The organism is Ruminococcus sp. N15.MGS-57 (genome assembly GCF_000980385.1).
In the GTDB taxonomy this organism is placed as follows: Bacteria; Bacillota; Clostridia; order Oscillospirales; family Ruminococcaceae; genus Hominimerdicola; species Hominimerdicola aceti.
Genome location: NZ_LARF01000023.1, coordinates 13,364 through 40,283 on the forward strand (window position 1 = coordinate 13,364; position 26,920 = coordinate 40,283).

At 44.9% G+C, this 26,920-nt stretch carries 26 protein-coding genes; 12 read left to right on the top strand and 14 right to left on the bottom strand.

Features of this window, described 5'->3' with window-relative positions; all coding sequences use genetic code 11:
- Positions 1–27 precede the first annotated feature (27 nt).
- The 8 genes from WS40_RS06435 (at position 28) to hypE (ending at position 8,368) form a co-directional block, all read left to right on the top strand.
- A complete protein-coding gene (locus WS40_RS06435; RefSeq protein ID WP_046441162.1) occupies positions 28–789 on the top strand; it encodes a nucleotide-binding protein in 762 nt (253 codons plus the stop codon).
- Positions 782–2,083: a nitrogenase component 1 gene (locus WS40_RS06440; protein WP_046441164.1), complete on the top strand. Its 1,302-nt coding sequence runs from the start codon at positions 782–784 to the stop codon at positions 2,081–2,083. The genes WS40_RS06435 and WS40_RS06440 overlap by 8 nt, the downstream gene beginning before the upstream one ends.
- Positions 2,080–3,147: a nitrogenase component 1 gene (locus WS40_RS06445; RefSeq protein ID WP_046441166.1), complete on the top strand. Its 1,068-nt coding sequence runs from the start codon at positions 2,080–2,082 to the stop codon at positions 3,145–3,147. The genes WS40_RS06440 and WS40_RS06445 overlap by 4 nt, the downstream gene beginning before the upstream one ends.
- Complete coding sequence (locus WS40_RS06450; protein ID WP_046441168.1) at positions 3,144–3,545, top strand: hypothetical protein; 402 nt, start codon at positions 3,144–3,146, stop codon at positions 3,543–3,545. The genes WS40_RS06445 and WS40_RS06450 overlap by 4 nt, the downstream gene beginning before the upstream one ends.
- A complete protein-coding gene (gene hypF / locus WS40_RS06455; RefSeq protein ID WP_046441170.1) occupies positions 3,545–5,824 on the top strand; it encodes a carbamoyltransferase HypF in 2,280 nt (759 codons plus the stop codon). The genes WS40_RS06450 and hypF overlap by 1 nt, the downstream gene beginning before the upstream one ends.
- A gap of 249 nt (positions 5,825–6,073) precedes the next feature.
- On the top strand, positions 6,074–6,283 hold the full coding sequence (locus WS40_RS06460; RefSeq protein WP_022287101.1) for a HypC/HybG/HupF family hydrogenase formation chaperone: 210 nt from the start codon (positions 6,074–6,076) through the stop codon (positions 6,281–6,283).
- Positions 6,280–7,332, top strand: coding sequence for a hydrogenase formation protein HypD (gene hypD / locus WS40_RS06465; protein WP_038670358.1), 1,053 nt, complete (start codon positions 6,280–6,282; stop codon positions 7,330–7,332). Before WS40_RS06460 ends, hypD begins: the two co-directional genes overlap by 4 nt.
- Positions 7,333–7,360: 28 nt before the next feature.
- Entirely contained in the window at positions 7,361–8,368 is a 1,008-nt protein-coding gene (gene hypE, locus WS40_RS06470; protein WP_038670360.1) for a hydrogenase expression/formation protein HypE, read from the top strand.
- Positions 8,369–8,602: 234 nt separating this feature from the next.
- On the opposite strand, the gene hemL is transcribed toward hypE, so the two are convergent.
- From hemL to WS40_RS06525, 11 genes are all read right to left on the bottom strand, one after another.
- On the bottom strand, positions 8,603–9,862 hold the full coding sequence (hemL, locus tag WS40_RS06475; protein ID WP_046441172.1) for a glutamate-1-semialdehyde 2,1-aminomutase: 1,260 nt from the start codon (positions 9,860–9,862) through the stop codon (positions 8,603–8,605).
- 1 nt (position 9,863) lies between these two features.
- The gene (gene hemB, locus WS40_RS06480; protein WP_046441174.1) at positions 9,864–10,832 is read right to left on the bottom strand and encodes a porphobilinogen synthase; all 969 of its coding nucleotides are present in this window, start codon (positions 10,830–10,832) and stop codon (positions 9,864–9,866) included.
- A 13-nt stretch (positions 10,833–10,845) separates the two neighbouring features.
- Positions 10,846–12,306: a uroporphyrinogen-III C-methyltransferase gene (cobA, locus tag WS40_RS06485; RefSeq protein ID WP_046441176.1), complete on the bottom strand. Its 1,461-nt coding sequence runs from the start codon at positions 12,304–12,306 to the stop codon at positions 10,846–10,848.
- Positions 12,303–13,163, bottom strand: coding sequence for a hydroxymethylbilane synthase (hemC, locus tag WS40_RS06490; RefSeq protein WP_046441178.1), 861 nt, complete (start codon positions 13,161–13,163; stop codon positions 12,303–12,305). The genes cobA and hemC overlap by 4 nt, the downstream gene beginning before the upstream one ends.
- Positions 13,160–13,780, bottom strand: coding sequence for a precorrin-2 dehydrogenase/sirohydrochlorin ferrochelatase family protein (locus WS40_RS06495; protein ID WP_046441203.1), 621 nt, complete (start codon positions 13,778–13,780; stop codon positions 13,160–13,162). The genes hemC and WS40_RS06495 overlap by 4 nt, the downstream gene beginning before the upstream one ends.
- Before the next feature lie 2 nt (positions 13,781–13,782).
- Positions 13,783–14,895: a glutamyl-tRNA reductase gene (gene hemA, locus WS40_RS06500; protein WP_046441180.1), complete on the bottom strand. Its 1,113-nt coding sequence runs from the start codon at positions 14,893–14,895 to the stop codon at positions 13,783–13,785.
- The gene (locus WS40_RS06505; protein ID WP_046441181.1) at positions 14,892–15,443 is read right to left on the bottom strand and encodes a DUF3877 family protein; all 552 of its coding nucleotides are present in this window, start codon (positions 15,441–15,443) and stop codon (positions 14,892–14,894) included. The genes hemA and WS40_RS06505 overlap by 4 nt, the downstream gene beginning before the upstream one ends.
- 63 nt (positions 15,444–15,506) lie before the next feature.
- Positions 15,507–16,427, bottom strand: a complete 921-nt coding sequence (locus WS40_RS06510; RefSeq protein WP_022287091.1) for a LysR family transcriptional regulator — start codon at positions 16,425–16,427, stop codon at positions 15,507–15,509.
- 79 nt (positions 16,428–16,506) lie between these two features.
- Positions 16,507–17,610: a leucine-rich repeat domain-containing protein gene (locus tag WS40_RS06515; protein WP_046441184.1), complete on the bottom strand. Its 1,104-nt coding sequence runs from the start codon at positions 17,608–17,610 to the stop codon at positions 16,507–16,509.
- 113 nt (positions 17,611–17,723) lie between these two features.
- On the bottom strand, positions 17,724–18,293 hold the full coding sequence (locus WS40_RS06520; RefSeq protein ID WP_046441186.1) for a restriction endonuclease subunit S: 570 nt from the start codon (positions 18,291–18,293) through the stop codon (positions 17,724–17,726).
- A 5-nt stretch (positions 18,294–18,298) separates the two neighbouring features.
- Complete coding sequence (locus WS40_RS06525) at positions 18,299–19,360, bottom strand: helix-turn-helix transcriptional regulator (RefSeq protein WP_046441188.1); 1,062 nt, start codon at positions 19,358–19,360, stop codon at positions 18,299–18,301.
- 370 nt (positions 19,361–19,730) lie between these two features.
- Between WS40_RS06525 and WS40_RS11495 the strand changes: the two genes are divergently transcribed.
- Genes WS40_RS11495 through WS40_RS06540 form a run of 3 tightly spaced genes read left to right on the top strand, consistent with a single transcriptional unit; the run spans position 19,731 to position 24,282 of the window.
- Entirely contained in the window at positions 19,731–21,746 is a 2,016-nt protein-coding gene (locus WS40_RS11495; RefSeq protein WP_325208464.1) for an AAA family ATPase, read from the top strand.
- Between the two features lie 17 nt (positions 21,747–21,763).
- Entirely contained in the window at positions 21,764–23,530 is a 1,767-nt protein-coding gene (locus tag WS40_RS06535; protein WP_046441190.1) for a leucine-rich repeat domain-containing protein, read from the top strand.
- Positions 23,527–24,282 carry a metallophosphoesterase gene (locus WS40_RS06540; RefSeq protein ID WP_046441192.1) on the top strand — a complete coding sequence of 252 codons (756 nt, stop codon included), beginning with the start codon at positions 23,527–23,529 and terminating at the stop codon, positions 24,280–24,282. Before WS40_RS06535 ends, WS40_RS06540 begins: the two co-directional genes overlap by 4 nt.
- Before the next feature lie 10 nt (positions 24,283–24,292).
- On the opposite strand, the gene WS40_RS06545 is transcribed toward WS40_RS06540, so the two are convergent.
- A complete protein-coding gene (locus WS40_RS06545; RefSeq protein WP_022287084.1) occupies positions 24,293–24,655 on the bottom strand; it encodes a hypothetical protein in 363 nt (120 codons plus the stop codon).
- Between the two features lie 92 nt (positions 24,656–24,747).
- On the opposite strand from WS40_RS06545, the gene WS40_RS06550 reads away from it, so the two are divergent.
- Positions 24,748–25,203, top strand: coding sequence for a hypothetical protein (locus WS40_RS06550; RefSeq protein WP_046441194.1), 456 nt, complete (start codon positions 24,748–24,750; stop codon positions 25,201–25,203).
- A 201-nt stretch (positions 25,204–25,404) separates the two neighbouring features.
- Here the strand turns inward: WS40_RS06550 and WS40_RS06555 are convergent, their stop codons facing one another.
- Together WS40_RS06555 and WS40_RS06560 are read right to left on the bottom strand one after the other, a co-directional pair.
- The gene (locus WS40_RS06555) at positions 25,405–25,788 is read right to left on the bottom strand and encodes a hypothetical protein (RefSeq protein ID WP_256320393.1); all 384 of its coding nucleotides are present in this window, start codon (positions 25,786–25,788) and stop codon (positions 25,405–25,407) included.
- 578 nt (positions 25,789–26,366) lie between these two features.
- Positions 26,367–26,777 (bottom strand): hypothetical protein, encoded by a 411-nt coding sequence (locus tag WS40_RS06560; RefSeq protein ID WP_046441196.1) that lies wholly within the window; start codon positions 26,775–26,777, stop codon positions 26,367–26,369.
- Between the last annotated feature and the right edge of the window lie 143 nt (positions 26,778–26,920).

The window sequence follows — 26,920 nt, forward strand, 5'->3', positions numbered from 1 at the left end:
GGAACGTGCTTTCGCACGGATACTTTTATGATAAAAATAGCCGTTTACGGAAAGGGCGGAATAGGAAAATCCACAGTTACGGGAAACCTTGCCGCCGCATTTGCAAGTCTTGGGAAAAGAGTTATACAAATAGGCTGTGACCCAAAGGCTGACTCCACCATAAATCTTCTTGGGGGCGAGCCTGTTATGCCTGTGATGAATTATCTCAGAGAGCATGACGATGAGCCTGAGAGCATAGAGGAGATATCAAAAGAGGGCTATGGCGGAGTGCTTTGTATAGAAACAGGCGGTCCTACCCCCGGACTTGGCTGTGCAGGCAGAGGTATAATCACCACCTTCAGCCTGCTTGAAGACTTGAAGCTTTTTGAAAAATATAAGCCTGACGTTGTGCTTTATGACGTTCTCGGAGACGTTGTGTGCGGAGGTTTCGCCGCACCTATCAGAGAGGGCTACGCTTCAAAGGTGCTTATCGTCACCTCAGGCGAGAAAATGGCATTGTATGCCGCAAATAATATAAACAGTGCGGTGAAAAACTTTGCCGACAGAAGCTATGCAAAAGTCCGTGGTATCGTCATGAACAGGCGAAACGTTGAGGGCGAGGAAGAAAAGGTCAGAGCCTTTGCAGAAAGCGCAGGGCTTGATGTCGTTGCGGATATACCAAGAAGCGACGATATCATCAGATGTGAGGATAAGGGCATGACCGTCATAGAGGGCGAGCCTGATTGTCAGGCGGCAAAATGCTTTTTGAAGCTTGCCCAGACCCTTATGCAGGAGGACAACGATGACTAAAGCGTTTTACATAACGGCGGCGGAGCTTGCCCAAAATGGAAAAGATAATATCCCCGACGAGCTTCTTTCGGCAAAGCACCTTATCTACAGCTCCCCTGCAACATTGGCGTTCAATTCACCGGGAGCGCAGGGCTTTGGTGTAAAAAGAGCAGGACTTGCAGTGCCAAATTCGGTTATGCTTCTTGTGGCTCCTGCCTGCTGTGGACGAAACACCACTATGCTCAGTGCGGAAAGCGGCTACGGCGACAGATTTTTCTACCTGCTTCTTGACGATACCGATATCGTCACAGGCAGGCACCTTACAAAGATACCGAAAGCTGTGGAGGAGGTATGTCAAAGCCTTGATCACACTCCCTCGGCGGTGATGATATGTATAACCTGCGTTGATGCCCTCCTCGGCACTGATATGGACAGAGTGTGCAGAAAATCCAGCGACCGAGCAGGCGTGCCTGTTGTGCCATGCTATATGTATGCCCTTACAAGGGAAAAGCGTCTGCCCCCTATGGCTTCAGTGCGAAAATCGGTGTATTCACTTTTGAAACCACGCAATAGAAAGTCTGACGAGGTGAATATCCTCGGTTATTTCTCACCCTTGCAGGAGGACTGCGAGCTTTACAGCCTGCTGAAAAGTGCAGGCGTAAAGGCCATAAGGGAGCTTTCAAGGTGCGATACCTTCGAGGAATATGAAAAAATGTCGCAGGCAAATTTTTCTCTTGTGCTCAATGCGGAAGCAAGATATGCCGCCCAGCAAATGGAGCAGGAGCTTAACATACCTTTTATAGAGCTTGCGAGAGTTTTTCAGGCTGACAAGATATCTACGCAGTATCGTCTGCTGGGTCAGGCGATAGGAGCGGAGCTTTGCGATAAAGAGTATTATGAGCAGACCATGGCTCTTATAGATGATTTCAGAGAAAAGCATAAAGGGCTGTGCTTTGCAGTGGGCGAGTTTTCAAACTGCGACCCTATAGAAATGGCATTGGCTCTTATAAGATACGGCTTCAAGGTGGCGGAGATATTCGGCACTGTGGGGGAGCGAAATTTCGGCTTTGTGAAAAAGATAGCACAGCTTTCCCCTGAAACAAAAATATATTCAAATCTCTCACCAACAATGCTCTTTTACGAGCCTGACGAGAGTGTGAACGTTTATATCGGCAAGGACTGTGCCTATTATCACCCTGACATAGCAGGAGCGGACTTTAATGACGAGATACAGCCTTTTGGCTATGCAGGAGTGAAAAAGCTGTTTTGCGACCTTGAAAAGGCACTTGACAGGAAAGGAGCGGAGGATAAATGAAAAATCTTTTGAAGCTTTTGTCACCCTTTGCCCCTGACCAATCAGGTGCGTCGGCAGTGCTTTACGAGCTTGGAGGACTAATGGTAATATGCGACGCAGGCGGCTGTGCAGGCAACGTCTGTGGCTTTGACGAGCCAAGGTGGTTTACCAAAAAGAGCGCAGTTTTCAGCGCGGGGCTTCGTGATATGGACGCAATTTTAGGACGTGACGACAGGCTCATCGAAAAGCTCTCCAAAGCCTGTGAGCAGATAAGACCAGCCTTTACCGCCATAATAGGCACACCTGTGCCTGCTGTCATCGCAACAGATATGAGAGCGTTGAAACGAATGGCGGAAAAGAAAACCGGTCTGCCTTGCATAACAGCCGAGTGTACAGGCACGAACTATTACGACAGTGGCTCAGAGCCGGTGTGGATAGAGCTTTTCAAGACCTTTGCCACTGAGAGCAAGCCTGTTCAGAAAGGCAGGCTTGGCATTATAGGTGCAACGCCTTTGGAGCTTAGTATCATAAGCCCCGAGAAGATAGTGGCGGAATATAAGGCAAAGGGTTGGGAGAATGTTATATGCTATGGCATGGGAAGCACCCTTGATGATGTGAAAAATGCGGCTGCGGCAGAGATGAACATAGTCTGTTCAGCGGCGGCAATAAAGGCGGCGGAGTATCTCAAAGAAAAGTTCGGCACGCCTTATGAGATAGAATATCCACAAAGCTGTCTGCCTGAGGAGATAGTGCAAAAAGCTGATAACTTTGCGGATAAAAACGTCCTTGTGATACATAATCAAACAGCGGCTGACGCTGTGAGAAAGCTTATCACAGAAAAAAGCGGCAAGTGTCATTGCACATCGGCAACGTTTTTTATGCAGAAAAAGGAGCTTTCACAGCAGAGTGATTTTTTCCTTGCAGATGAAAGCGACCTTTGCGACAATGTTGGTGATAACTATGACGTTGTTATCGCAGACAAGACCCTCAGACGTGTTATGAAAAATTTCAGCGGCGAGTTTATAGACTTTCCGCATTTCGGACTTTCAGGCAGACTTTTGCAGGGAGAGAGTGAAAAGATATGACAGAAGAAATTATAGAGCGTCTTGAAGAATATCTCGGCTCAGAGGAGTTTGAATATGAAGCCGAAAACTGCATGGAGGAGCTTGACGAAAGCGGCGAGGGCATAAACGCAGTTTTGCCTTTGCTTAGATTTCTCGAAAGACACCCCATGGCTGATATCAGCATGACAAGTGCCGTGGTGAGATATATGGAGCAGTTTTACGGCAGAGGTTATGAGAACATTCTCATGGACTCCGTTCGTCGCAGACCTACAGTGCATACTGTGAGAATGTTGGGCAGACTGCGAAACGCTGCCATAGAAGAAGGTCTGGACGGCGAAGAGTTCGAGGACGTTCTCATAGACGTCCTAAACAGCGAGGCAGAGGACGAGATAAAGGATACCGTCAGGGAGCTTATCTGATGAAAACTGAGATGATTCGTGTTTATGGTATCGTTCAGGGCGTGGGCTTCCGACCTTTTGTCAGCCGTGAAGCGTCAGACCTTGGAATTTTCGGCACTGTGGCAAACAAAGGCTCTTATGTTGAGATACACGCACAGGGCAGTGAAAAGGCTGTGGAGGACTTGAAAAAAGCCCTTGAAAACCGTCCCCCTGAGCGTTCGGTGATAATGGAGATAATCTCCGCCCGTGCCGACGAACCGCCTTTTGACAGCTTTGAGATAATCGACAGCGAAAAGGAAAAAGGGGATATTTTCGTATCCCCTGACATCGCTGTGTGCGAAAAATGCAAGGGAGAGCTTTTCGACAAAACAAACAGAAGATACCACCACCCTTTCATAAACTGTACTCAGTGCGGTCCAAGGCTCACTATTATGGATTCTATGCCCTATGACAGAGTTCGCACCACAATGGCTGACTTTCCAATGTGCAAAGACTGCGAGGAGGAGTACACCGACCCTGCCACAAGGCGTTATGACGCCCAGCCTGTGTGCTGTAACAAATGCGGTCCTGAGGTCTATATCATAGGCAGTGAAAAGAAAGGCGCTGAGGCTATCACAGCTACAAGAGAAGCCGTCATGGCAGGGAAGATAATCGCTGTCAAAGGCATAGGCGGTTTTCACCTTTGCTGTGATGCAAAAAACGAGAGCGCAGTGAAAAGGCTCAGAGAGCTTAAAAACCGCCCTGCAAAACCACTTGCCGTTATGCTGAAGGATATTTCTACCGCAAGGCGTGAGTGCGATTTTGGCGAAGTGCAGGAAAAGCTTCTCACAGGCTGGCAAAAGCCTATCGTGCTTCTTGATAAAAAAACTAGCGGAAGCCTTTGCGAAAGCGTTGCACCCGATAATCCTACAGTGGGAGTAATGCTCCCCTATGCTCCTTTGCACCTGCTTCTTTTTGATTACGATGACGGCGTGGAAATGACCGACAGCCTTGTTATGACCAGCGGAAACGTCCGTGGCGCACCTATTTGTCGAAGCGACGAGGACGCACTCAGCGAGATTTCAGGCTTCTGCGACCTGATATTATCCCACAACAGACGTATCTTGATACGCTCAGACGATACTGTCATGGATCCATTTGAGGGCAAGCCTTACATAATAAGGCGTTCAAGAGGATATGCACCATTGCCTGTTATGACATCATGCAGTGATAAAGGTCAGACCCTTGCCATAGGCGGCGAGCTTAAAAACACTTTCTGTATCAGAAAGGGAAGCCTTTATTATCTCTCTTCCTATGTGGGGGATATGGCTGATATCCGCACTGTAAAGGCTCTTGAGGAGTCCGTGAAGCGTATGTGTGAACTTCTGGAAGCAACACCGCAAAACGTAGTCTGCGATATGCACCCTAAATACAATACAGTTGCATTTGCCGAGGGGCTTGACCTGCCACTGAAAAAAATCCAGCACCACTATGCTCATATCCTTTCCTGCATGGCAGAAAACGACTACAGCGAAAAGGTCATAGGCGTATCATATGACGGCACAGGCTTTGGCACAGACGGCACCATATGGGGAGGAGAGATACTTCTCTGCGACCGCACAGGCTTTGAGCGTATGGGAAGCATAAAGCCCTTCATGCAGGTGGGCGGCGACCTTTCCTCTAAAGAGGGCTGGCGTATCGCCGCAATGATTGCAGGCTCAGCCTATGGGGAAAGGGGCGGAGAGATCTGTGAAAAGCTTGGTATTTGTACAGCGAAAGAGTACAAGCTTCTGTCCATAATGGCAGAGAAAAAAGTAAACGCAGTAAGCTCCACAAGTGCAGGACGGCTTTTTGACGCCGCTTCTGCGGTGCTTGGCATAAGGCGTTCTTCAACCTTTGAGGGCGAAGCTTCCATGGCGTTGCAGTTTGCGGCAGAAAAATTCAGCCGTGAGTCGTTTGGCATTTACGAGCCTATGGAAAAGCTCACTGCCGAAAAAGAGGGCAGGATAATGCTCTGCACTCAGGCTCTTATCAAGCGTCTTTGCCAGGGTATGCAAAATGGTGAGGATAAAAACCGCCTTGCCTATGAGTTCCATTCACTTCTTGCGGACATGACCGCACAGGCGTGCAGAACCATAAGCGAGAGAACAGGCGTAAAGGTCTGTGCCTTGAGCGGGGGAGTTTTTCAGAACAAGCTTCTGCTTAAAATGGTGAAGTGCCGCCTTGAAAAAATGGGACTTAGAGTGCTTATCCACAGCCTTGTGCCTGCCAATGACGGTGGTATAGCTTTGGGACAGGCGTTTTATCTGAATGAGGAATGAGGAGTGAGGAGTGAGGAATTAAGGTATCGCCTGCGGCTGTTTAAAAATACCAAAATAACAGGCGAACGCTGTTCGCCCCTACATATAAACAGCGTATTTACGCCAATTGTAGGGGACGGCGCCCTCGACGTCCCGCTTTTGTCGAACTTTTTCAATAAGCTGGGGCGACCTTGGGTCGCCTGTGTATCTCATTTTTTGCTCTGTGATTTCGACTTGGTGATATAGATTAAATTTTTTGGAGGTATTAATATGTGTGTAGGTTTATCTGCAAAGGTAGTAAGTGTAAACGAGGGCACTGCTGTTATTGACGCAAGCGGTGCAAAAAGAGAGGTATCTGCTGACCTTATCGACGATCTCGAGGTAGGGGATTATGTCATGGTACACGCAGGGGTGGCTATCGCAAAGATAACCTCTGACGATAGCGAAGAAACTGACGAGATAATGGAGAGTATCCAATGAACACTATAGAAAATGCAAAGGAGATAATAAGCTCCTACAAACGTGAGGACGGCAAAAAGCTTCGCATAATGGAGGTCTGCGGCACTCACACCCACGAGATTTTCAGGCTTGGCATAAGAAAGCTCCTTCCTGAGAGCGTTGAGCTTATCTCAGGTCCTGGCTGTCCTGTGTGCGTTACTCCCATTGGCTTCATCGACGAGGCTTGTATGCTCGCTCTTGAAAAAGGTGCGGAGATATGCACTTTCGGTGACCTTATAAGAGTACCCGGTACAGAAATGAGCCTTGCAGGAGCAAGGTCAAAGGGTGCTGTAATAAAGACAGTTTATTCGCCCCTTGACGCAGTTTCATATGCCGAAAGCCATAGAGATGAGCAGGTGGTATTTCTCGCCGTTGGCTTTGAGACCACCACCCCATCAGCCTGCCTTGCAGTAGAAAAAGCGAAAAAGCTGGGGCTTGAAAACTTCTCTATTCTTGGTGCAAACAAGACCATGCCAAATGCTTATAAGGCTTTGGAGGGAAGTGCAGACGCATTTTTGTACCCTGGCCATGTCAACGCTATCACAGGCACAGCCGTGTGCGAGGAGCTTGTGAAAAAGGGCGTTTCAGGCGTTGTTACGGGCTTCACGGCCGCTGAACTTCTTACGGCTCTTGCTGTTACCATAGAGCTTTCTCAGCGTGGCGAGCCGTTTTTCAGAAACTGCTATCCTAGAGTAGTAAAGCCCGAGGGCAACCCAGCCGCCATAAAGCTTATGGAAAAGGTCATGACCCCCTGCGACAGCGAGTGGCGTGGACTTGGTATTATCCCAATGTCAGGCATGATACTCCGTGACGAGTATGCTGACTTTGACGCACGAAAGAAATTCGCTCTGCCGAAAATAACAGGCAAGCCAAACCCAGCCTGCCGCTGCGGAGATGTTTTGCAGGGCAAGTGCAAGCCCTCGGATTGTAAAGTTTTCGGCAAGGTCTGTACACCGCTGCACCCTATAGGTGCGTGCATGGTGTCAAACGAGGGCGCTTGCTCAGCATATTATCAGTATGGCAATTTGTAAAATAAACTATCCGAAAAGAGGAATAATTATGACAGATAAATTTGTTACCCTTGCCCACGGCGCAGGAGGAAAGCAGACTTCCGAGCTTATCGACCGTGTTTTTAAGGAGCATTTCGCTAACCCTGACCTGACCGCCGACGATGCCGCCGTGCTTTCCATGGAAAAGGGCAAGATAGCATTCACCACAGACGGCTTTATAGTTTCTCCATACGAATTCGCAGGGGGAAATATCGGCAAGCTAAGTATTTGCGGCACTGTGAACGACCTTTCCTGCATGGGCGCAAAGCCTTTGTATCTCTCCTGTGCTTTCGTTATCGAGGAGGGCTTTCCAATGGATAAGCTTGAGGAGATAGCCGCCGCCATGGCAAAGACCGCTAAGGAAGCAGGTGTCGAGATATGTGCAGGTGACACAAAGGTGGCAGGAAAAGGTCAGGTAGACGGCGTTTTCATTACCACTACGGGCATAGGCAGGATAATGGACAACGCCAACACCTCAGGCAAGCTTGCCAAAGCAGGCGACGCCGTTATAGTGTCAGGTGATATCGGCAGACACGGCTGTACCATACTTTTAGCTCGTGACGAGTTCGGCATAGAGGCAGACGTAACAAGCGATTGTGCACCCCTCTGGGCAAACGTAAAAGCAATGTTCGACGTTACAAACGATATCCACGTTATCCGTGACGCAACAAGAGGCGGTGTAGGCACTGTTCTTTACGAGATAGCAGGTCAAAGCGGTGTAGGAATAACCCTTGACGCTGAAAAAATACCGGTGGCAGACGAGGTGAAAGGCGTGTGCGGTATGCTGGGCTTAGAGCCATTGTATCTTGCCTGCGAGGGCAGACTTGTTATATTCGCACCAAAGGACAAAGCGGAGGATATCGTTTCTGCCCTTAGAAAGTGCAAAAACTCAGAGAACGCCGCTGTCATAGGCGAAGTCACAGAGGATAACGCAGGCAGAGTTGTAATGAAAACTGAGATAGGCTCACAGACCCTTCTCCCACAGCCGGGCGGAGAGCTTCTCCCTAGAATTTGCTGATATAAAAAATATTCTGCATAACACGTTGGCACATTGTAGGGGCGAACAGCGTTCGCCCGCCTGATTTTCTCGCAAACTTATGTTGAAAGCCGCATTTGGGAATATTGAGCCAAAAATTGCGTGGATATCATGAGTTTGTCAGGCAAACAAAACGGGCGAACACTGTTCGCCCCTACATATATGGAATATAAAAAACGAAACTGTTCAGCTTGATTTGAACAGCTCCGTTTTTTGTTATCTGTAAGACTCTATCGCCTCAATAGTCTTTGCTATATCCTCGTCACTGTGAGCATAGGAAACGAACATCGCCTCGAATTGCGACGGTGCAGTGTAAATGCCGCTTTGAAGCATATGACGGTAGTATCTGCCGTAGCTTTCCGTGTTGCAAGCCCTTGCCTCATCATAGCTTTTCACTCTCTCGTCATTGAAAAATACCGTCATAAGCGAACCACAGCGATTCACGTTCAGACCCTTTTCTCTTATGGCATTCTCTATCATAGCCGACTTTCTGTCAAGCTCCTCATAGAAGTTTGGTATGCTTTCTAGCTGCCTGATAGTTTCAATTCCTGCCGCCACTGCGCATGGGTTTCCCGACAGCGTGCCTGCCTGATAAACAGAGCCTAGTGGTGCAACGCACTGCATTATCTCAAGCTTTCCACCATAGCAGGCAAGGGGCATTCCTCCGCCCACTATCTTGCCAAGGGTAGTCATGTCAGGGATAACTCCGAAATATTTTGAAGCTCCCCCATCTGAAAGCCTGAAGCCCGTTATAACTTCGTCAAATATAAGCACAGTGCCGTGCTTTTTCGTTATCTCCCTGAGAAATTCAAGAAAGCCCTTTTCAGGCGGAACAACGCCCATGTTTGCGGCGCATGGTTCAACGATAAGTGCGGCTATCTCGCTGCCGTATTCCTCAAAAAGCTTTTCTACCGACGCCGTGTCATTGTATTTCGCAAGAAGCGTGTCCTTTGTGCAGCCCTCTGTCACTCCTGCACCCGATGGGATAGCCTGCGTCATAAGTCCAGAACCTGCCTTTACAAGCAATCCGTCCGAGTGACCATGATAACAGCCCTCGAATTTTATTATCTTGTCCCTGCCTGTGAAACCTCTTGCGGCTCTTATTGCGCTCATGACAGCTTCCGTGCCTGAGTTTACAAGCCTGAGCATTTCCATGGACGGAAAGTGCTTTTTTATAAGCTCAGCCAAGGTTATCTCGCCCTTGTGGCAAGCACCGAAGGTAAGCCCCCTGTCGCAGGCGGCTTTCACAGCATTTATCACATGCTCACAGCAGTGACCGAGAATGTTAGGCCCCCATGAGCATACATAGTCGATAAACTCGTTTCCGTCCTCGTCCCATATCCTTGACCCTTTCGCATGGTCGATAAAAAGCGGAACAGTGCCAACCGCCTTGCAGGCTCTAACAGGGCTGTTCACTCCACCGGGCATAAAACCGCAGGCAGTTTTGTAAAGCTGTTCAGACTTAGCAGTTTTCATGTCAGTTGTCCTCCTTTATCCATTTTGCGGCGTCAAGAGCATGGTATGTTATGATAATGTCCGCACCTGCACGCTTTATAGCAGTGAGATTTTCAAGAACGATACGCTTCTCGTCTATCCAGCCAAGCTGTGCCGCCGCTTTTACCATAGAGAACTCACCGCTTACGTTGTATGCCGCGATCGGCAGATCATATCTGTCCCTGGCGGCTCTGAGGATATCAAGATAACAAAGCGCAGGCTTCACCATTACCATGTCAGCCCCCTCTTCGATATCGTCCTCTATCTCACGGAGAGCCTCACGTCCGTTGCAAGGATCCATCTGATATGACTTTCTGTCGCCAAAGCATGGTGCAGATTCTGCGGCGTCACGGAACGGAGAATAATATCCCGAAGCAAATTTTGCACTGTATGACATTATAGGAATATCAGTAAGAGCATTCTCGTCAAGCGCCGCCCTTATCGCCGCAACTCTGCCGTCCATCATGTCGGAGGGTGCGATAATATCAGCACCGGCCTTTGCAAGGCTCACCGCCATTTTGCACAGAAGCGGCAAAGTGCTGTCATTGAGTATCTTGTCGCCCTTTACAACTCCGCAGTGTCCATGGCTCGTATATTCGCAAAGACAAACGTCTGCAATAATAAGTAGGTCAGGATAATGCTCTTTGATGTATCTTATTGCCTGCTGTGTAACGCCCTTGTCATTGTAAGCCTCCGTTGCAAGCTCGTCCTTTTTCTCTGGTATGCCGAAAATAAGCAAGCCCGATATACCGCTTTCTGCTATCTGCGGCAATATCTGCTCCAGATTGTCGATAGAATACTGATAAACTGTTGGCATAGAGTCAACAGGCTTCATGATGTTATTGCCCTCTGCCACAAAAATCGGGTAGATAAAGTCTGCCGCATTTAATCTTGTTTCGCAAACCATTCTTCTCATTGCTGGGTTTGCCCTTAATCTTCTGAATCTTCGCATTTTTATCTTCCTCTCACTTATCTGAAAGTATCTTTTGTATTATTCCCTCTGCCGTGCTTTCCGTTGGAAGCAGAGGGCCATTTATACCGTATTTTTTAAGCTCTGCCGCCGTCACTTCGCCTATGGAGATACACTTTGTATTCTCTGATAAGCTTCCTCCGCCATGGAAAAAGCTCCTCACTCCACCTGCACTGGCAAACACAGCGTAGTCATCATCTATCTTCTCGCCTGTGCTGTAAACAGGCTCGTAAATATGAACATCATCAAAGTTCAGACCTTTTTCAGCCAATGGCTTAACAAGCTCCGCTGACCCCTCCGAGGAGCGTACTATAAGAAGCCTGTCCTCAGGGGTAAGAGTGTCCGAGAGCATATTTCCAAGAGCCACGCTGTTGAATTTTTCAGGCATTATGTCTGCATAAAGCCCAGCCTTTTCAAGCTTCGCCCCAGTGCCTTTGCCTATGACAGCTATCTTCACTCCCCTTAGCTTTCTTATGTCAATACGGCTTTCTCTAAGCCTTTTCAAAAATATTTCCGCACCATTTGGACTTGTAAGAGCAACATGGCTGTAAAAGCCCTCTGAAAGCCGTGAAAAAGCTTTTTCCGTGACCTCATCGTTCAGCTCCCTAAGCTCAAATCCGCCGCAGCGGTGAGCATACGCCCCAAGGGCATTGAGCGACTTTATAAGCCGCCTTGAAAGCCCCTTTGTGGCAGTGACAGCCACAGAAACTCCATACAATGGAGGCAGATAGGTAGGCGAAAGATCAAGCCCGGCGGTTTCTCCAACTATTATCACAGCAGGCGCAGGCAAACCCTCTCTCTTCACCTTTTCAGCAATGTCGCCAAGACAGCCCTTTACAGCCCTCTGCTCAGGTGTAGCCCCCTTTGATATCACCGCCGCAGGAGTATTTTTGCCCATGCCGTTTTCAATGAGCCTGCCTGCTATCTCAGGGAGATTTCTAAGCCCCATAAGAAAAATAAGCGTTCCACCGCATTTTGCATAGCTTTCAAAATGCTCAGGGAGCAGGTCGTCCGCAGTGTGACCTGTTATAACATGAAAGCTCCTTGAAAGTCCCCTGTGGCTCACCGGTATACCTGCAAGCTCAGGCACTGCCACCGAGGAAGTCACCCCCGGTATAAGGCTGTATGGTATGCCTGCGGCTTTGAGTGCAGTTATCTCCTCGCCCCCTCTGCCGAACACAAAAGGGTCGCCGCCTTTTAGCCTGAGAACAACACCGCCCTCTGCAGCTTTTTCCACAAGAAGTGCGTTTATCTCCTCCTGCGTGGAGCTGTGTCTGCCTGCACGCTTTCCAACGCATATTTTCTCCGCACCGTCCTTGCAGAAGTCAAGCAAACGGCTGTCTATAAGGCTGTCATATATCACCACGTCACAGCTTTTCAGAGCCTCATAACCTCTCATTGTGATAAGGTCATAATCTCCACAGCCTGCTCCTGCTATTATAACTCTGCCGCTCATAGCTTATCAGTCAGCTCCTTAACAAGTTCAAATCTTTTTTCTATCTCTTTTTCGCCCTGAGCAAAATGCCCCTTGCCGTCTGAAACAGTGAGAGATATTTTTTCCCCATTTATCTCGCTGTATGCCCCCACAGGCAAAGTGCAGTCCGCACCCAGAAGTCTTATCACCTCACGCTCGGTTTCAAACCTGAGCATAGTTTCCTTGTGTGATACCTGCGAAATTATCTCAGCCGCCTTGCTCTCCTTTGCACATTCCACTGCAATTATAGCCTGACAAGGTGCAGGTAAAAGCTCCCAAGGCTCAAACTCTTTCACTTCATATTCTTCAAGTGAAAGCCCCAAACGCTCCGTTCCTGCCGCACAAAGTATTATGCCGTCATAAAGCCCATCAGATAGTTTTTTAAGGCGTGTACCAACATTGCCTCTTATATCAGCAAACTTTGCGTTAGGATAAAGCCTTGCAAAGCCCCTGCGTCTACGCTGACTTCCTGTGCCAACAGTGAAAACATCAGAATCGTTAAATACAACGCTTTTTTTGGTCACAAGCATATCACGATAGTTCCCACGAGGGCAAACTCCCGATATCTCCAGCCCCTCGCCCAACGTAACAGGCAAGTCCTTTGCACTGTGTACCGCAAAGTCTATCTCTCCGCTTTGCAAAGCCTGTTCTATTTCCGTGACGAACACACCCTTGCCGCCTATCTTGTCAAGAGGTCTGTCAAGCTGTCTGTCGCCCTTTGTGGTAAAGGTGACTATCTCAGTATCACACTCAGGAAAAGCCGCCTTTATCATGTCAAGTACCATATAAGTCTGCGCCATTGCAAGTGGACTTTTTCTTGTGCCTGCTCTCAGTTTCATTTTCGCTCCTTTATCATCTCTATAAGCTGTTCCTCTGTTGGAAGCACGTCACTTTCAAGGCATTTTTTCAATGCCTCTGCCATAGCCTTTTTCCTAGCCTGCTCCGTGGATATATTTTCAAGGGCATAGTCACGGACTTTTCCCATGACATTGCATATATCTCCAAGCCTGCCCTCTGTCTGCGATTGGATCGTCTTTCTCAGATGAGAAGCAAGGGTAGGGCTTTTTCCGCCTGTTGAAATGCCAATGCACACGTCACCCTCTGTAACAATGGCAGGGAAGAAGAACGTACAGCTCTCAGGGTCATCAACTGCGTTGCATGGAATGTGCCTTTGCCTGCAAAGCTGAGAAATGTGCATGTTTACAACTCTGTCCCCTGTGGCAGTTATCACAAATGTACTGCCGTCTATGTCGCTGTCCTTAAAAGCACGCTCAAAAAGTGTTATCATGCCCCTGTCTGCGAGTTCTCTTATCTCACCGCAAGCTTTTGATGCCACCACCTTTATTATAGGCGAAAAGTCAAGAAGCTTTTCGAGCTTTCTCAAAGCTACCTGTCCGCCACCCACTACAAGGCATGGCATATTCTCAATATTCGCAAAAAAAGGAAAGTATGGCATTGTCATTCTCCGTATTCTTTTATTACTTCTATAACCTTGCCGAAAGTCTGCGAATCAAGCTCCGACTTTAGTCTGAAAAAAAGCTCTTTCGCCGAAACCTCACAAAGTCTTCTGTCAAGGCTCTCAAACTGCGGAAGAAAATCATGGAACATAAGCTGCTTTTCAAGCTCGTCAGTTTCCTCGTCAATGATAAGCTTCGACCTCTCCACGCTGTCAAGCTTTTTGAGATTGTTTTCTTTGGCAAGCTCCGTGAAAAAGTCCATGTCTATAAGCCTGGCCCCTGCAAGCTTTTCCACGGCAGGGTCAATATCTCTCGGTACTGCAAGGTCTATAAAAAGCTTGTTTTCATTATCACTGAGCATATCCGCCGTAACAGTGTAGTGGGGGCTTGAAGTCGCCGAAATTGTGCAGTCACATTCGCCAATGCGCTCATATCTCTTTTCGTATGGTATAAACTCAAGCTTTGGATCGTCTGAAATATATTCCAGTGCATTTCTGTGAGAACGTGCCGTCGCAAGCACAGTTACGTTCTTGTATGAAAGAAGATTTTTCAAGACCAGCGAGCCTATCTCTCCGCTCGCTCCAAGAAGCATCACCCTGACATTATCCTTATAATGTGCCGCTTCCTTAGCCGCAAGAGTAGCCGTGGAAACGGAAGTCTTTGAAAGCTCCGTCTCCGTCTTTATTTTCTTCGCACAAGCGATAGCCCCCTGAAATATCATGTTCACCTCAGAGGAAAGCCCAATGCGCTCTCTTGAAAGATCATATGCACGGCGAACCTGTCCAAGTATCTCGTCCTCGCCTATGACCGCTGACTCTATGCCGCATGATACGCTGTAAAGCCTTTTTACCGCCGTCTTGTCTGTGAATATCATGACCTTGCGTTTGAGCTTTGCGATCTCCACTCCCCTTTGTTCACAAAGAAGCCTTATGCCCTCCTCGGGTGTTCCGCAAAAGTAAAGCTCCGTCCTGTTGCAGGTGCAAATAAGCACAGGTGAAAGGTCCTTTACGTCAAAAAGCAGCTTTTCACACTGAGCGCTGTCAAATGTGAAAAGACTGCGAAAGGCTTGTCCGCAAAGCTTGTGATTTACGCTTATGCAGGTGAAATTTTTCATTTTTCTGTGTTATCTCCTGACTTTTCGGGATAAAGTGCATCATAGTCAAGCTTGGTGAATCTGTGATATGTTATGCCACCCAAGTCGTCCTGTAAACAGTATCGGCAGCCGTCAGGCTCTCCGTCTGGAAAGTATGCAAGCAGGTCAAATTCATCGTCAGGTGCAGCAGTTATTACCGCCTTGTCATTGTATTTTCTGAATATCTCCGCCGCTCTTTCAAGAGAACACCCCTCTTTTACCGCTCCGATAAACTCCACAAGAAACGGGCTTGCCTCCACCTTTTCGTGGATAGCCCTCACGCTCTCCTCTGATACCGTAACAGCTATCCTGCCGTCCTGAGCAAGCGAAGCCTTGCATGAAAGTATCTCGCTTTTGTATTCGTCTATGGTTTTTATCATTTCCTCAGCCGTAAGCTCGCCCCCTGTTATGGCGTTGAGTGAGTCAAGAGGATAAAAAAGCGTCACCGCATTAGGGGTAAATCCAAGCTTTATCTGCGACTCTTTTATAGTATCGGTTATATTCTGTTCAAGCTTTATAAGCTCTGTCATGAAAATTCTCCTTTGTACATAATTCCTATAGGCTTTGTATGTTTTTATAATATCACATATTTCTTATGTTGTCAACCTTGTTTCCTCGCCTATATATTTTTTCAGTGCATTGATATAAAATTCCGTCAGTGGATTAGAAAGTACCTTTTTGTGAGTAACTATGCCAATGCGCATGGACCCCTCCGCTTCAAGGGGAACAGCCACGATATCACTGCCGTTGAGCTTTTCGTCAATAACACCGCTGCAAATGGTGTAGCCATTAAGACCGATAAGAAGATTAAAAAGGGTCGCACGGTCACGGACACGGATATTCTTTGGTCGTTTTATGGTGCTGAGTATCTCCTCCGAGTAGTAGAAAGAGTTGTATTCCCCCTGCTCAAAGGATAAATAAGGGTAGGGGAGCAGGTCGTCAAGGGTCACAGACTTTTTCTGCGCAAGAGGATTTGCAGAGCCTACAAAAACGTGTGGCTTTGCAGAAAATAGCTCCGTGAATTTAAGCTCTTTGGACTTTATCTCCTTTGATAGCACAGGCTCGTTGAAATCGTTGAGATAGAGTATGCCAAGCTCGCTTTTCATTCTCGCCACGTCCTCGATTATCTCGTGGGTCTGCGTCTCACGAATACTGAAATCATATTCATCTCCGCCAAACTCTTTTATAAGGTCAACAAAAGCGTTCACCGCAAAGGAGTAATGCTGAGTGGATATGCAAAACTGCCTTTTGCCGTGTTGTTTTCCGCAGTATTTTTCTTCAAGAAGGCTCGCTTGTTCAAGCACCTGCCTTGCATAGCCCAAAAAGACTTCACCCTCTTTTGATACCGTTATGCCCTTGTTTGTGCGTATGAATATAGTGATATTCATTTCCTTTTCAAGCTCACGGATAGCGTTAGTAAGACTAGGCTGAGAAATAAAAAGCGACTGTGCCGCCTCGCTGACAGTACCTTTCTCCGCCGTAGCCACCACATATTTAAGCTGCTGTAAGGTCATATCCTCACCCCTTTTCAGATATATCCTTATTATATAGCGTATTTATGAAATTTTCAAGTGGAGATAAACTATTGCTGTCCTATTCTTCCATATCTTCTGTGCTGATAAACACACTTTTGCCAAACAGCTTTTTTCTGATGTGCTTTTTTACCTCTTTATCACTATCGTAAACGTCCGTAATGTAGATGTATTGGTCGCTGACATCGTATGCAAGCTGAAAGTTAGGGTTAGGGTCAACGTATATGAATGCTTCCTTTTCTTCTTTTTTTGTAAATTTTCTTTTTGGATAAAGCTTTCTGCATTTTTCTTTTGAACAGCTCACTCTTGCAGCTTCAATGATGTAATAATTGCTTTTCTCAGGATAATACACTGTCAGCTCTGCACAGAAGAAAAACGCATTTGCGCTTATCTTTATACATTCGTTTGGAACAGCTATCTCTTTCAGCTTGTGACAATCGTAAAAAGCACAGTCCCTTATTTCTCTAAGACTAGGTGGCAAGATCATATCCGTAAGACATTTACACTGATGAAAAGCATGATTTCCAATGACCTTTAGCCTTTCTGGCAATTGAACGTTTACAAGGCTTTCGCAGTTTTCAAAAGTATAGTCATTTATCACTTCCACATTTGCAGGCAGAACGATACTTTCAAGCTTCTCACAGCCGCAAAAACATCCCTCTCCCATAAAAGTCAAGCCCCAAGGGAGCGTTACCGATATTAATGACACATTCTCATAAAATGCGTATTCTCCTATCTCGCACAGGCATCTTGGCATAACAACATTTTCTAGCCTGCGGCATTTGTAAAAAGCATAGTCGGCTATCTTCAGCGTTATGGGTAGCATCTCGACCTGCTCCCGTTCTTTAGGACAGCTTATAAGAACAGTGCGTTCTCTGTTGTAAAGAACTCCGTCAGCAGAATAATATCTGTCACTTTTCGCTGAAGCCGTTATTTCTTTTGAAATATAGTTGTATTTGAAAAAGCCCTTTTCTATAAACTGAATGTTTTCTGAAATATACAGGCTTCTCAGCTTTCTGTCACCGAATGTGTTTACGCTTATATCCGTCACCGCCGTGCCGTTGATGAACTCAGGCAGTGAAACGTCAGTCTCCGCACCATGATATTTCATAAGCTTTATCGTTCCATTCTTTGTGAATATGTATTCCCACTCTCTGCTTTTCAATGTGATCAGACCTTTCCTTTTATTCTTATCACATTATACAAATATCAGTGGGTATAAAATTGGACATGAAAAAGCGCATAACGTACACACTGCAACGTTATGCGCTTATGTTTCTATCTCATCATCTCTATATCCTCATAAAGCCCCTCTATATCAGCTTTAAGTCGTCTTATCTCATGAAGACGATGTCGGTATTTTTCGCCGATCTCTCTCTGCTCCTCCATAGTCGGCAAAGGTATCTCACACTCTTTCAACCCCTTTGTGTGCAATATCCTTAGTACCTTTCCGCTGCGACAGCCGTCAAGCATAGCCTTTCCCTCTGCCGATGAAAGATAAGCCGCAATATAGTAAGGGTCAGCCTTCTCCTTGTCAAGTCCTATCCTTATCAGCGTGGGGGAAACAAGAAGCTTTCTGTCCCCCATATCGCCTGCACATACCACCTTGAAATTCTTGTCCGTGGTAGAAAGTATCACATCTCCGTCCTTTATGGCATATTTCTCAAAACGCTTGCTGTCATAAACTATCTCAATGCAGTTTTCCGCAATAACGCCGTCGTCAATGTCCACAAGCCTTAGATATTCGCATGGCTTAGTAAACTCATTGTCCGAAATGTAGCTCTCCGCCATAAGTCCATGACTTATCTCTTTTATGATATCTCCGAAATTAACTGTATTTACATTCATTTTAGTCACCTCTCTTGATTTCCATACATCTCAGACAATGCCGAGATCTCTTCTTTTACAATATCCACAGCCTTCTTTGGCGAGGTCAGCTTCACAGCTTTTCTGTTAGCTATCGCCCAGCGTACAGCCGTCTGGATATTTGCCCTGAACGTCACGTCATAGATATCGTCATTACCTATGACCTTATTGCAGGTGAACTCATTACCGAATGTATCAAGCACAAGACTTATGTCTTTCTTTTTTATGTTGATATGTACACGCTCCACAGTCCCGTCAAGCATATACCTGTTAAGATTTTTGTATTGCACAGGCTTTAGATCTCTCGGAACATTGCTAAGCGTCTTTACATCTCTCATAGAGCCGTCCTCTTCGCAGATACTCGCCTTTAGGATCTTGTCTATCCTGAAATGACGAAGATCATTGTAACGAACATCACTTGCAAGGAGATAGTAAAAGCCGTCTGCCATAACGATGCCATAAGGGCTGAGCATAACACGTTGAAGCTTTATACCGCTCTGTGGGTCGCTCTTAGTGAGAAGCTTGCCGTTCTTGTCATAATCGCTTATGGTAACATCAAGCTTCCTGTTGGTGTTCATAGCCTCTTTGATATTTTCTATCACCAAAAAAATGCTCTTGTTGCCATAGTGAAAGGTCTCTCTGAGATTGGCTTCCTTGCTCTTTGTGTTACCCGTAGATAAGATGTTTATCTTTTTTATCAGATCCCTCACATAGTCCGCAGGGAGCATTGGCGAGTATATGATGCTGTCTGCCAGAAACTCATATTCCTCAGCGGTGATGTCAGAGGCGTAGTAAATATCTGTGATGTATTTTTTATCGCTTTTATCATCATCATCGTTGTCATTGTCTGCGATGAAAACATTGCAGCTTTCATCGCCTATTATGCTCTTCAAATGCTGAGCCACCGTCTTGCGGTTAGGCTTTATGCCAAGCTTTTCCTCAAGATAACCGCAGATCTGCTGCTGAGTAAGGGGGTGCTTTTCATCACTGTGTTCTTTGAGTATCTCAATGATCTTGTGCGAAAGCATATCTGTTTTTGTATATGACATTTTTGCCCTCCTGTTCTGTGATATCTTTCTTTCAATATATCACTTTTGCTTTATTTTGTCAATTGTGTGCCGCTAAGTTTTTGTATCATAAAAGGATACACCACCTGCTTTAGCACCCTAACAGGCAGCCTGTGCCCGAAATCCGCCGTCAGCATATTTTTCTCGCCGCCATTTCTGCGGTGTATATCTTGCTCTTATCCATTGTATCAAGTCCTTTCTTTTTGTGTTGCTATTATCATACCACCTACCATGGGTAAAATTTCGGATATTAAAAACTTCCGCTATGTCCACATTTTTGAACATTCCGGGTGCTATAATGCAGATACAGACGAAAAACAAGAATGAGAAAAGACCACGGAGGCGGATTATTATGCGTTGTTACAGAGCAAGATGTATACTTGAAGAGTCTATTATCAGAAGAACAAGAGATAATGAAGAAGAGTACGATACATTCTTTGATGAGAAAAACCAGCTTATAAACGAGTTCAATGAAATGGCACGCACCATGCCCAACAGAAACTGTGCCTTTATATCAAGCGCCGTAAAAGATCAGGCGACCATAGGGGTAATGATGACAGACATTGAAGCCGACGTGAAAGCCTATGTAAAGAACTTCTTTTCATTTATAAAGCTTGAGTGCGTGGATATAAGCTTCGAGGAAATAACAGTGGAAACGTTCAAAAGAATGATCCCAAACGGCTATCACGATAATTTCAAGTTTGATGAAGACCTGCTGAATGACTATGAACTGGACGACCTGTTCAGTAACTATAGAAGATCGTACATAAGCGAAAATATCACAAAGACCATTGATAAAAAAGACGCTCTCGCCGTAGCAAAAAAATATCTCTGTTCAGAAACCTTTGAACCTGAGCTTAAAAGAATTTTCAGAAAGAACAGCGTCGGTGTGACAAAAGGCATACCGGTACATTATTTGATCCAAAGCGATAATGCCCATAGGCTTGCCGATACCCTTGTAAGCTCCCTGTATTCAAATAACAGACTAGGCTGTGCAAGATATACCGTCCTCGACCTTTATCATTTATCAGCCCGAAGCTCAGATATCCGTGAACTGTTCCGTGTTTGCAGTGGCTCTACCATCATAATGAATTGTTGTGGTTTAAAGTGTACCAACAGCGATAATTGTACAGCCGATGAAACTATCCCCGATATCCTCTTTGACCTCATCAATGCCTACAAAAACGAGATACAGTTTATTTTTACCTTTTCAAATGACGGATCTTCTCTCCCTGACGCTGTGGAAGAAAAGCTCGGTGCTATCACATTCGTGAAGCTTGCGGACGATACTGTAGAAAACGAAGATGCACATAAATATCTCAGAAAGCTTTGCAGAGAAGAGAATACCTCCTGCGATAAAGACCTCCTTTCCCTGTGCGCAAAGGATACACCCTATAGAGCAAGCGAGCTTATGGGTATGTACGATACTTGGTATTCAAATGTCCTGAAAACAAAAATCTATCCCCAGTATTCAAACTTCAAAAAACTTTATGACAGGGAAGAAGCCAAGGAGATAAAAGGCTCTGCCTACAGCGAGCTTCAGGAGCTTATCGGACTTGATTCCGCCAAGAGCGTTATCGAAAAGGCGATAACATATTCAAAGGCGCAGAAAATTTTTGCCGATAAGGGCATGAAAGAAAGCCGAACAGCCATGCATATGGTGTTCACAGGTAACCCCGGCACAGCAAAGACCACAGTTGCAAGGCTGTTTGCAAGAATACTCAAAGAAAATGGCGTGCTTTCCAAAGGCGACCTTATCGAGTGCGGACGTTCCGACCTTGTTGGAAAATATGTTGGCTGGACAGCCGTTCAGGTGAAGAATATGTTCAAGAAAGCTAAAGGCTCAGTGCTTTTTATCGACGAAGCATATTCCCTCTGCGATGACCGCTCTGGCTCTTATGGCGATGAGGCCATAAACACTATCGTGCAGGAAATGGAGAACAACCGTGACGATATGGTAGTGATTTTCGCAGGCTATCCAAAGGAAATGAACGACTTCCTCGACCGCAACCCTGGTCTGAGGTCAAGGATAGCGTTCCATGTCAATTTTGAGGACTATACCGCCGAGGAGCTTCTTAGTATCGTCCATCTTATGGCTAAAAACAATGAACATAAGCTTGCCGACGACGTTGACGAAACGCTCCTGCCTTTTCTTGAAAGGGTCTGCAAGAAGCCGAATTTCGGTAACGGCAGATTTGCAAGAAATCTTATAGAGGGAGCACTGTTCGGTCAGGCACTCAGGCTCACAAGACAGAATTTCAGTACCATGACAATGGACGATATCGTGACCCTAAAAGCCCGTGACTTTGACCTCGCCGAGGACGATACCCTCGAAGAAGAGCCTAAGCATATAGGCTTTAACAGATAAAGAAAGGATAATTTTTTATGGCAAAAATTTTTACACAGGATATGGCAAAAAGAATGGTAGCTCATCAGATAAAGACTTCCTATAACTCGGGCTATCAAGTATTTATGATACCGGAGGGCTTTACAACGATAGGAAAAAGCACCTTTGAAAATATGGATATCGACAATGTAATATTCCCTGCGTCCCTAGAAGTTATCGAGGATAACGCCTTTAAAAGCTGCAGCCTGCGAGAGGTGCGTTTTCCTGAACAGGTCAGATATATAGGCAACAGCGCCTTTGAGGATTGCGTATCCCTCTACAATGTCGAGTTTGAGTATGACCTTATAGAATATATAGGCGACCGTGCTTTCTATAACTGCATAAGTCTGCCTGACCCTAACAGCATATACAGTATCGAAATACCGAGGAGCGTAAAATATATCGGCAGAGACGCTTTTGCACGTTCAGAGAGCTTTGATGAAGACGAACACCTTGACTTGACTATACTCTCGAACCCTGATATAAAGATCGACTGCTGCTACTCACACGAGCCTATAGACCTTTCTGCCTTTGCCACGAAGCCAACAGCACAACACTTCGTAGAGTATGGCGTAATAAGTGCCAATGAGCAGTATGGCGGCGAAAGATATGTTTTTACTGGATATAATGCCAAAGAGCTTTACGCAGATTATATCCTTAACCGAAAAGACCCATATGAAGATTTTATTGCAAGAATACCCGAGGGCGTTACGTTTATATGTGATAATGCTTTTCAGAATATGCCTGTTGACGAGGTGATATTACCAAATTCTCTTCAAGCTATCGGCGAGGATAGCTTCTCAAGCACTAATATCTCAGAAATAGTTATCCCACCAAACGTTGAGCGTATCGACCGTTTTGCATTTGCCCGTAATGAATTTCTTAAAAAAGTTACCATGAACAGCGACAAAATATCCAAAATGGATGCGTGGTTTGACGATTGTCAGAGCCTTGAAAGCATAACAGTTCCCCCTTGTATCAAAGAGATCACAAGCTATACATTTGACAACTGCATCAATTTAAAAAATATCGAGATAAGCGAGGGCGTTGAGGAAATAGAGTGTAATGCCTTTGACAACTGCAAAAGCCTTAAAAAACTTGTTCTCCCTACCACCATAAAGACCCTTGAAAATGGCTGGGACATAGGACTTAATACGGGCAAAACAGGAGAAGTGACCGAAATAATATTCAAAGGCCACGAGGATTGGAAGATACCAAAGGGTTATCATATCAAAAGCTATAAGGAGGGCAAGCTTGATATAGGCAAGTGTTTTCCTGAGGGAGGCAACAACCCTGCAAAAATAAAATATTTCACCACCGAAGAAATGCTTGAAGAAATAGAAGAGCTTTATAACAGAGCTGTAAGGTATGAGGAAGGCAACCCCGACAGAAAATATGATGATGAAATGAACAGATATTGGCATATAACAGCTTTTTATAAAGATGTATATGTTTCAAGCTTCCCTGCAGGCGACCATGTAGGTGAATCTTATCACCATTTCACCATTGGTGGAAACACCCGAAAGAAGCTTGAATATATTCTTTCCCACCGAGAGGGCATACTCTTTTCGTTCATAGAAACATACCTGCCTGATGTGGATATGTACTGTATTTACTGTGACGATGAGGAGTTCGATTGCGATCAGGACGATGTAGCCTATAATATAGAGGACGCTTTCTTTATGAGAAAATACGCCCCCGGCCTTAAAGAACTTCCAATGAACCTTATCACCAGACTTAGACTATGTGAGGAGCGTAAAAGATGATATATGTAGTTGGCGACCTCCACGGAGATCTTTCAAAAATAAAAAAGCTCCATGATGATAAGAAGCTTAGTAAAAGTGATACAGTTATTCTCCTCGGAGATACCGGACTATCAAGCACATATGAAATGTTTGCCACAAGCCTTAAAAAACAGCTTGCGGCTATCCCCACAAATTTTCTCTGCGTCCGAGGAGAATTTGATGCACTGAATTCTATTACCTATACAGAATCAGAGCGTTGGCATCTTCATATAACAAATGGCAAGATACACGATAACAGCTATAAACAGAAAATATGGAACTGTGGCAAAGGTGATTATGAAGAAGCCTATCCAAATATCCTCTATGCCAATGACGGCGAGATATTTGTTATCGAGGATAAAGCTATCCTCACCATAGGCGGAGCTTGTATGCAGAATAAACAGTGGCGGTCAGATATCTTTGGCATAGAGTTTATCCCCGATAAGCCTCAAAAAGTAGTCAAAGATAAAGCAAAATTCAATCTCGAACAGTATGGCTGGAAAGTGGACTATGTTGTAACCCATACCTGCCCCTATGAGTATAGACCAACAGACCGCTATATCCCTGACCTGAACACCGCCAAGTGCTTCAAACGGCATTATGATAACGAAAAGTTTCTTTCCAAAATAAGAAATAAGCTTGTCTATGAAATGTGGCTCTGCGGACATTTCCATTTAGATCGTACTGTGGGCAACGTGAGATTTCTCTATGACGATATCTATGAGATAAAATAAAGCGCAGGCACTATGGAGCATACGCTCTGTAGTGCCTGCTTCCGTCATTTTTGACCCTCACAAAATCAAGCTCATCAAGCCCGAACAGTCTTGTAAGCTCCGCCAACATCTCCTCACTGTTCAGCGCAGGATTAAGATATATCACAGCCTTGCCGCCCTTTATCTCCACTCTGCCCCGAGGATAATAATTGTACTCTTTCCCATGTGTTACGTTTTTCGGCAGTCCCTCCCAAGTCAGCCTGTGATTGAAATTATCCCCCGACTTTGAGTTAAGTCCACTGCCGTCACCAATAACATTTCCCGATTTGTCGCACTCTAACTTCTTTGTATATAATTCACCCTCGATAAGCCAGAATATTCCCTTGTATATCATATTATTCACCTCAATATGATAATACCGTTTTCTATGTCCAAAATTGCACACATAGGTTGTGATATTATAATATCAGTGAAAGGGGCGATACCATGGTAACATCAAAATCAGTTGAAAGGAACAACGAAGAATGGTACAACAAAACCGTGCAGATATTTGAACGCTCATACCGCACAGACGCAAGCTTTGTGATATCTCACATAAAGTCTGCTCAGAAAAAGTTCACCTGCCAAGGCTATCTTATCACAGCCGCAAAAGGGAAGCCCATCAAAGTCTTTTCGGGCGAGAGTGAAGCCGTAGAAAAGCAGTTGCAAAACAGCAAGATGCCATATTCACAGCTTATCACAGTGCAAAATAACAGGTCCTTGCAAAATGCCTATATAGCCTATACCAAGGATAAACAAAAGCTCACAGAAGCCCTGAACAACAGCGGCTTCACCGCCATAGAAGATTTGGACAGCTTTATGTCAGACTATGACAAAGTAATGATAAGAGTTGCCGAAAACATCTCACAGCGTCATTTGTTTGACAGAATAGGACTATGGTAGGGAGGTGACAGCATCGTGACGATCTCCTGCGAGCGAAGCCCACCAGATTTGGTGTGCTTGACTAAAAAAAATCCCCCGCCCTTTACTTTCACTTTATGAGTACGGCTGTCGTTAGGAACATTATTAAGTTTGAGATATTGTCATCAATTTGTACGAGTGTAAAGATAATCTTCCATATTTGATATAAGTAACAAACTTCTATTAAATCTCTATCGTCACTTCTTCATATCTACTACTATCTTCGGAACATTTAACTCTAATAGTCAGCTCTTGTTCATCTTCTAGGACTTCATAATAGTGTTTTTCAATCGGATCATAGTCACTTTGCAAAGCCAATGGCTCATCAACTTTTTTCATTACTGCTCCGTTCCTGCAAATACATATATCACACCTGTTTCCGAACATTGTTCTGTTCACACGGGCAATTACTGATATATCATCAGATGAATATATGATATGATTTTTCCAGTCAGAAAACATATCTCTACCAACAAAACTGATTATTACCGCAATTATCAATAAGCCGAATATTTCGATCTTTGACAGGGCACCTTTTTGGTATTTTATTAGCTTTACGATCGTCAATGCTATCACAAGGTACGACAGATAAGTGCATAAAAGCAATACGCTGATATGGTCGCTGAATAGTTCGTAATACCTGTTTACAAATAGCAACAATAGAATGAAAATCAGTAAAAATGTATTTATCTTAGTGAGCACATTATATTTTTTCATAAGAACGACCTCTTAGTAACTTATTTTACATAATAGCGCTAATTTTGTTATAATAATTGTATCCTTCTATATATGCGTTTGCTAAATTAGAATCTACTATACCATTAAAGTATGTAGTCATTAATTCATTCTCGGTCAGTTTATTAGGATATCTCGATCCCTGTTTCCAGGTCACAGTTGTTTCATAACACCCGTAATCTTTAAAGGAATGTGCTAGACCATAGTAATGTAAATTATACAAATCACCTTCCGAAGAATCATTACTCCACTTATAGCAATCAAATAAATAGAATCTTATCTTTATTGTTTTTGAACAAATATACCCTGTCACATTTTTCACATCTCCAAACATCATATTTCAAATCATTTGGTTCTGGCTGATATACGCGCATGCTTATGTGTTTACAACATAATCTCAAGTTAAACCCCTACGGATAATAAATACTGATTGCATCTATAGGTACTTTATATTCATCACAGTTATCTTCATCTTTTAATTCAAAGCATATACCCGATATATCTCGTAATTCATAAGTCGGCACAATATCATATTCACCGGTTTTGATGTCACCGATGTATTCTTTAACATCAGCCAAGGAAGAACCTATACCTATGGTATCATTAAATGTTCCTTTGAAATCCCCATATACTGTAATCTGCATAATAACATTATTAACCAGTAAGAACACCATATTCTTTGTTACAATTTTAATACAAGTTGGTAATACTATCTTCTTATACGCAATATTTTCTAATTGAATAGTTTTTATCAACTTATGATATGTCATTCCCAACTTATATTCGCCTACTCTATTACCTGGAATAATTTTAATATCCATATAAATTCCTCGTTTTACTGCTCGACCCTAAAATTCTTAAATTGTTGGTATTGGGTATGGGCGCACTGCTGCTCTCCGGTATCGGCGGAATCATTGGAGGGTAAATCATATACTTCATCAAGCGGGGCAATTACAATCCGGTC

Coding starts and splice junctions, on each gene's coding strand:
- WS40_RS06435 (WP_046441162.1), top strand. CDS start 28: ATGATAAAAATAGCCGTTTACGGAAAGGGCGGAATAGGAAAATCCACA.
- WS40_RS06440 (WP_046441164.1), top strand. CDS start 782: ATGACTAAAGCGTTTTACATAACGGCGGCGGAGCTTGCCCAAAATGGA.
- WS40_RS06445 (WP_046441166.1), top strand. CDS start 2,080: ATGAAAAATCTTTTGAAGCTTTTGTCACCCTTTGCCCCTGACCAATCA.
- WS40_RS06450 (WP_046441168.1), top strand. CDS start 3,144: ATGACAGAAGAAATTATAGAGCGTCTTGAAGAATATCTCGGCTCAGAG.
- hypF (WP_046441170.1), top strand. CDS start 3,545: ATGAAAACTGAGATGATTCGTGTTTATGGTATCGTTCAGGGCGTGGGC.
- WS40_RS06460 (WP_022287101.1), top strand. CDS start 6,074: ATGTGTGTAGGTTTATCTGCAAAGGTAGTAAGTGTAAACGAGGGCACT.
- hypD (WP_038670358.1), top strand. CDS start 6,280: ATGAACACTATAGAAAATGCAAAGGAGATAATAAGCTCCTACAAACGT.
- hypE (WP_038670360.1), top strand. CDS start 7,361: ATGACAGATAAATTTGTTACCCTTGCCCACGGCGCAGGAGGAAAGCAG.
- hemL (WP_046441172.1), bottom strand. CDS start 9,862: ATGAAAACTGCTAAGTCTGAACAGCTTTACAAAACTGCCTGCGGTTTT.
- hemB (WP_046441174.1), bottom strand. CDS start 10,832: ATGCGAAGATTCAGAAGATTAAGGGCAAACCCAGCAATGAGAAGAATG.
- cobA (WP_046441176.1), bottom strand. CDS start 12,306: ATGAGCGGCAGAGTTATAATAGCAGGAGCAGGCTGTGGAGATTATGAC.
- hemC (WP_046441178.1), bottom strand. CDS start 13,163: ATGAAACTGAGAGCAGGCACAAGAAAAAGTCCACTTGCAATGGCGCAG.
- WS40_RS06495 (WP_046441203.1), bottom strand. CDS start 13,780: ATGCCATACTTTCCTTTTTTTGCGAATATTGAGAATATGCCATGCCTT.
- hemA (WP_046441180.1), bottom strand. CDS start 14,895: ATGAAAAATTTCACCTGCATAAGCGTAAATCACAAGCTTTGCGGACAA.
- WS40_RS06505 (WP_046441181.1), bottom strand. CDS start 15,443: ATGACAGAGCTTATAAAGCTTGAACAGAATATAACCGATACTATAAAA.
- WS40_RS06510 (WP_022287091.1), bottom strand. CDS start 16,427: ATGACCTTACAGCAGCTTAAATATGTGGTGGCTACGGCGGAGAAAGGT.
- WS40_RS06520 (WP_046441186.1), bottom strand. CDS start 18,293: ATGAATGTAAATACAGTTAATTTCGGAGATATCATAAAAGAGATAAGT.
- WS40_RS06525 (WP_046441188.1), bottom strand. CDS start 19,360: ATGTCATATACAAAAACAGATATGCTTTCGCACAAGATCATTGAGATA.
- WS40_RS11495 (WP_325208464.1), top strand. CDS start 19,731: ATGCGTTGTTACAGAGCAAGATGTATACTTGAAGAGTCTATTATCAGA.
- WS40_RS06535 (WP_046441190.1), top strand. CDS start 21,764: ATGGCAAAAATTTTTACACAGGATATGGCAAAAAGAATGGTAGCTCAT.
- WS40_RS06540 (WP_046441192.1), top strand. CDS start 23,527: ATGATATATGTAGTTGGCGACCTCCACGGAGATCTTTCAAAAATAAAA.
- WS40_RS06545 (WP_022287084.1), bottom strand. CDS start 24,655: ATGATATACAAGGGAATATTCTGGCTTATCGAGGGTGAATTATATACA.
- WS40_RS06550 (WP_046441194.1), top strand. CDS start 24,748: ATGGTAACATCAAAATCAGTTGAAAGGAACAACGAAGAATGGTACAAC.
- WS40_RS06560 (WP_046441196.1), bottom strand. CDS start 26,777: ATGGATATTAAAATTATTCCAGGTAATAGAGTAGGCGAATATAAGTTG.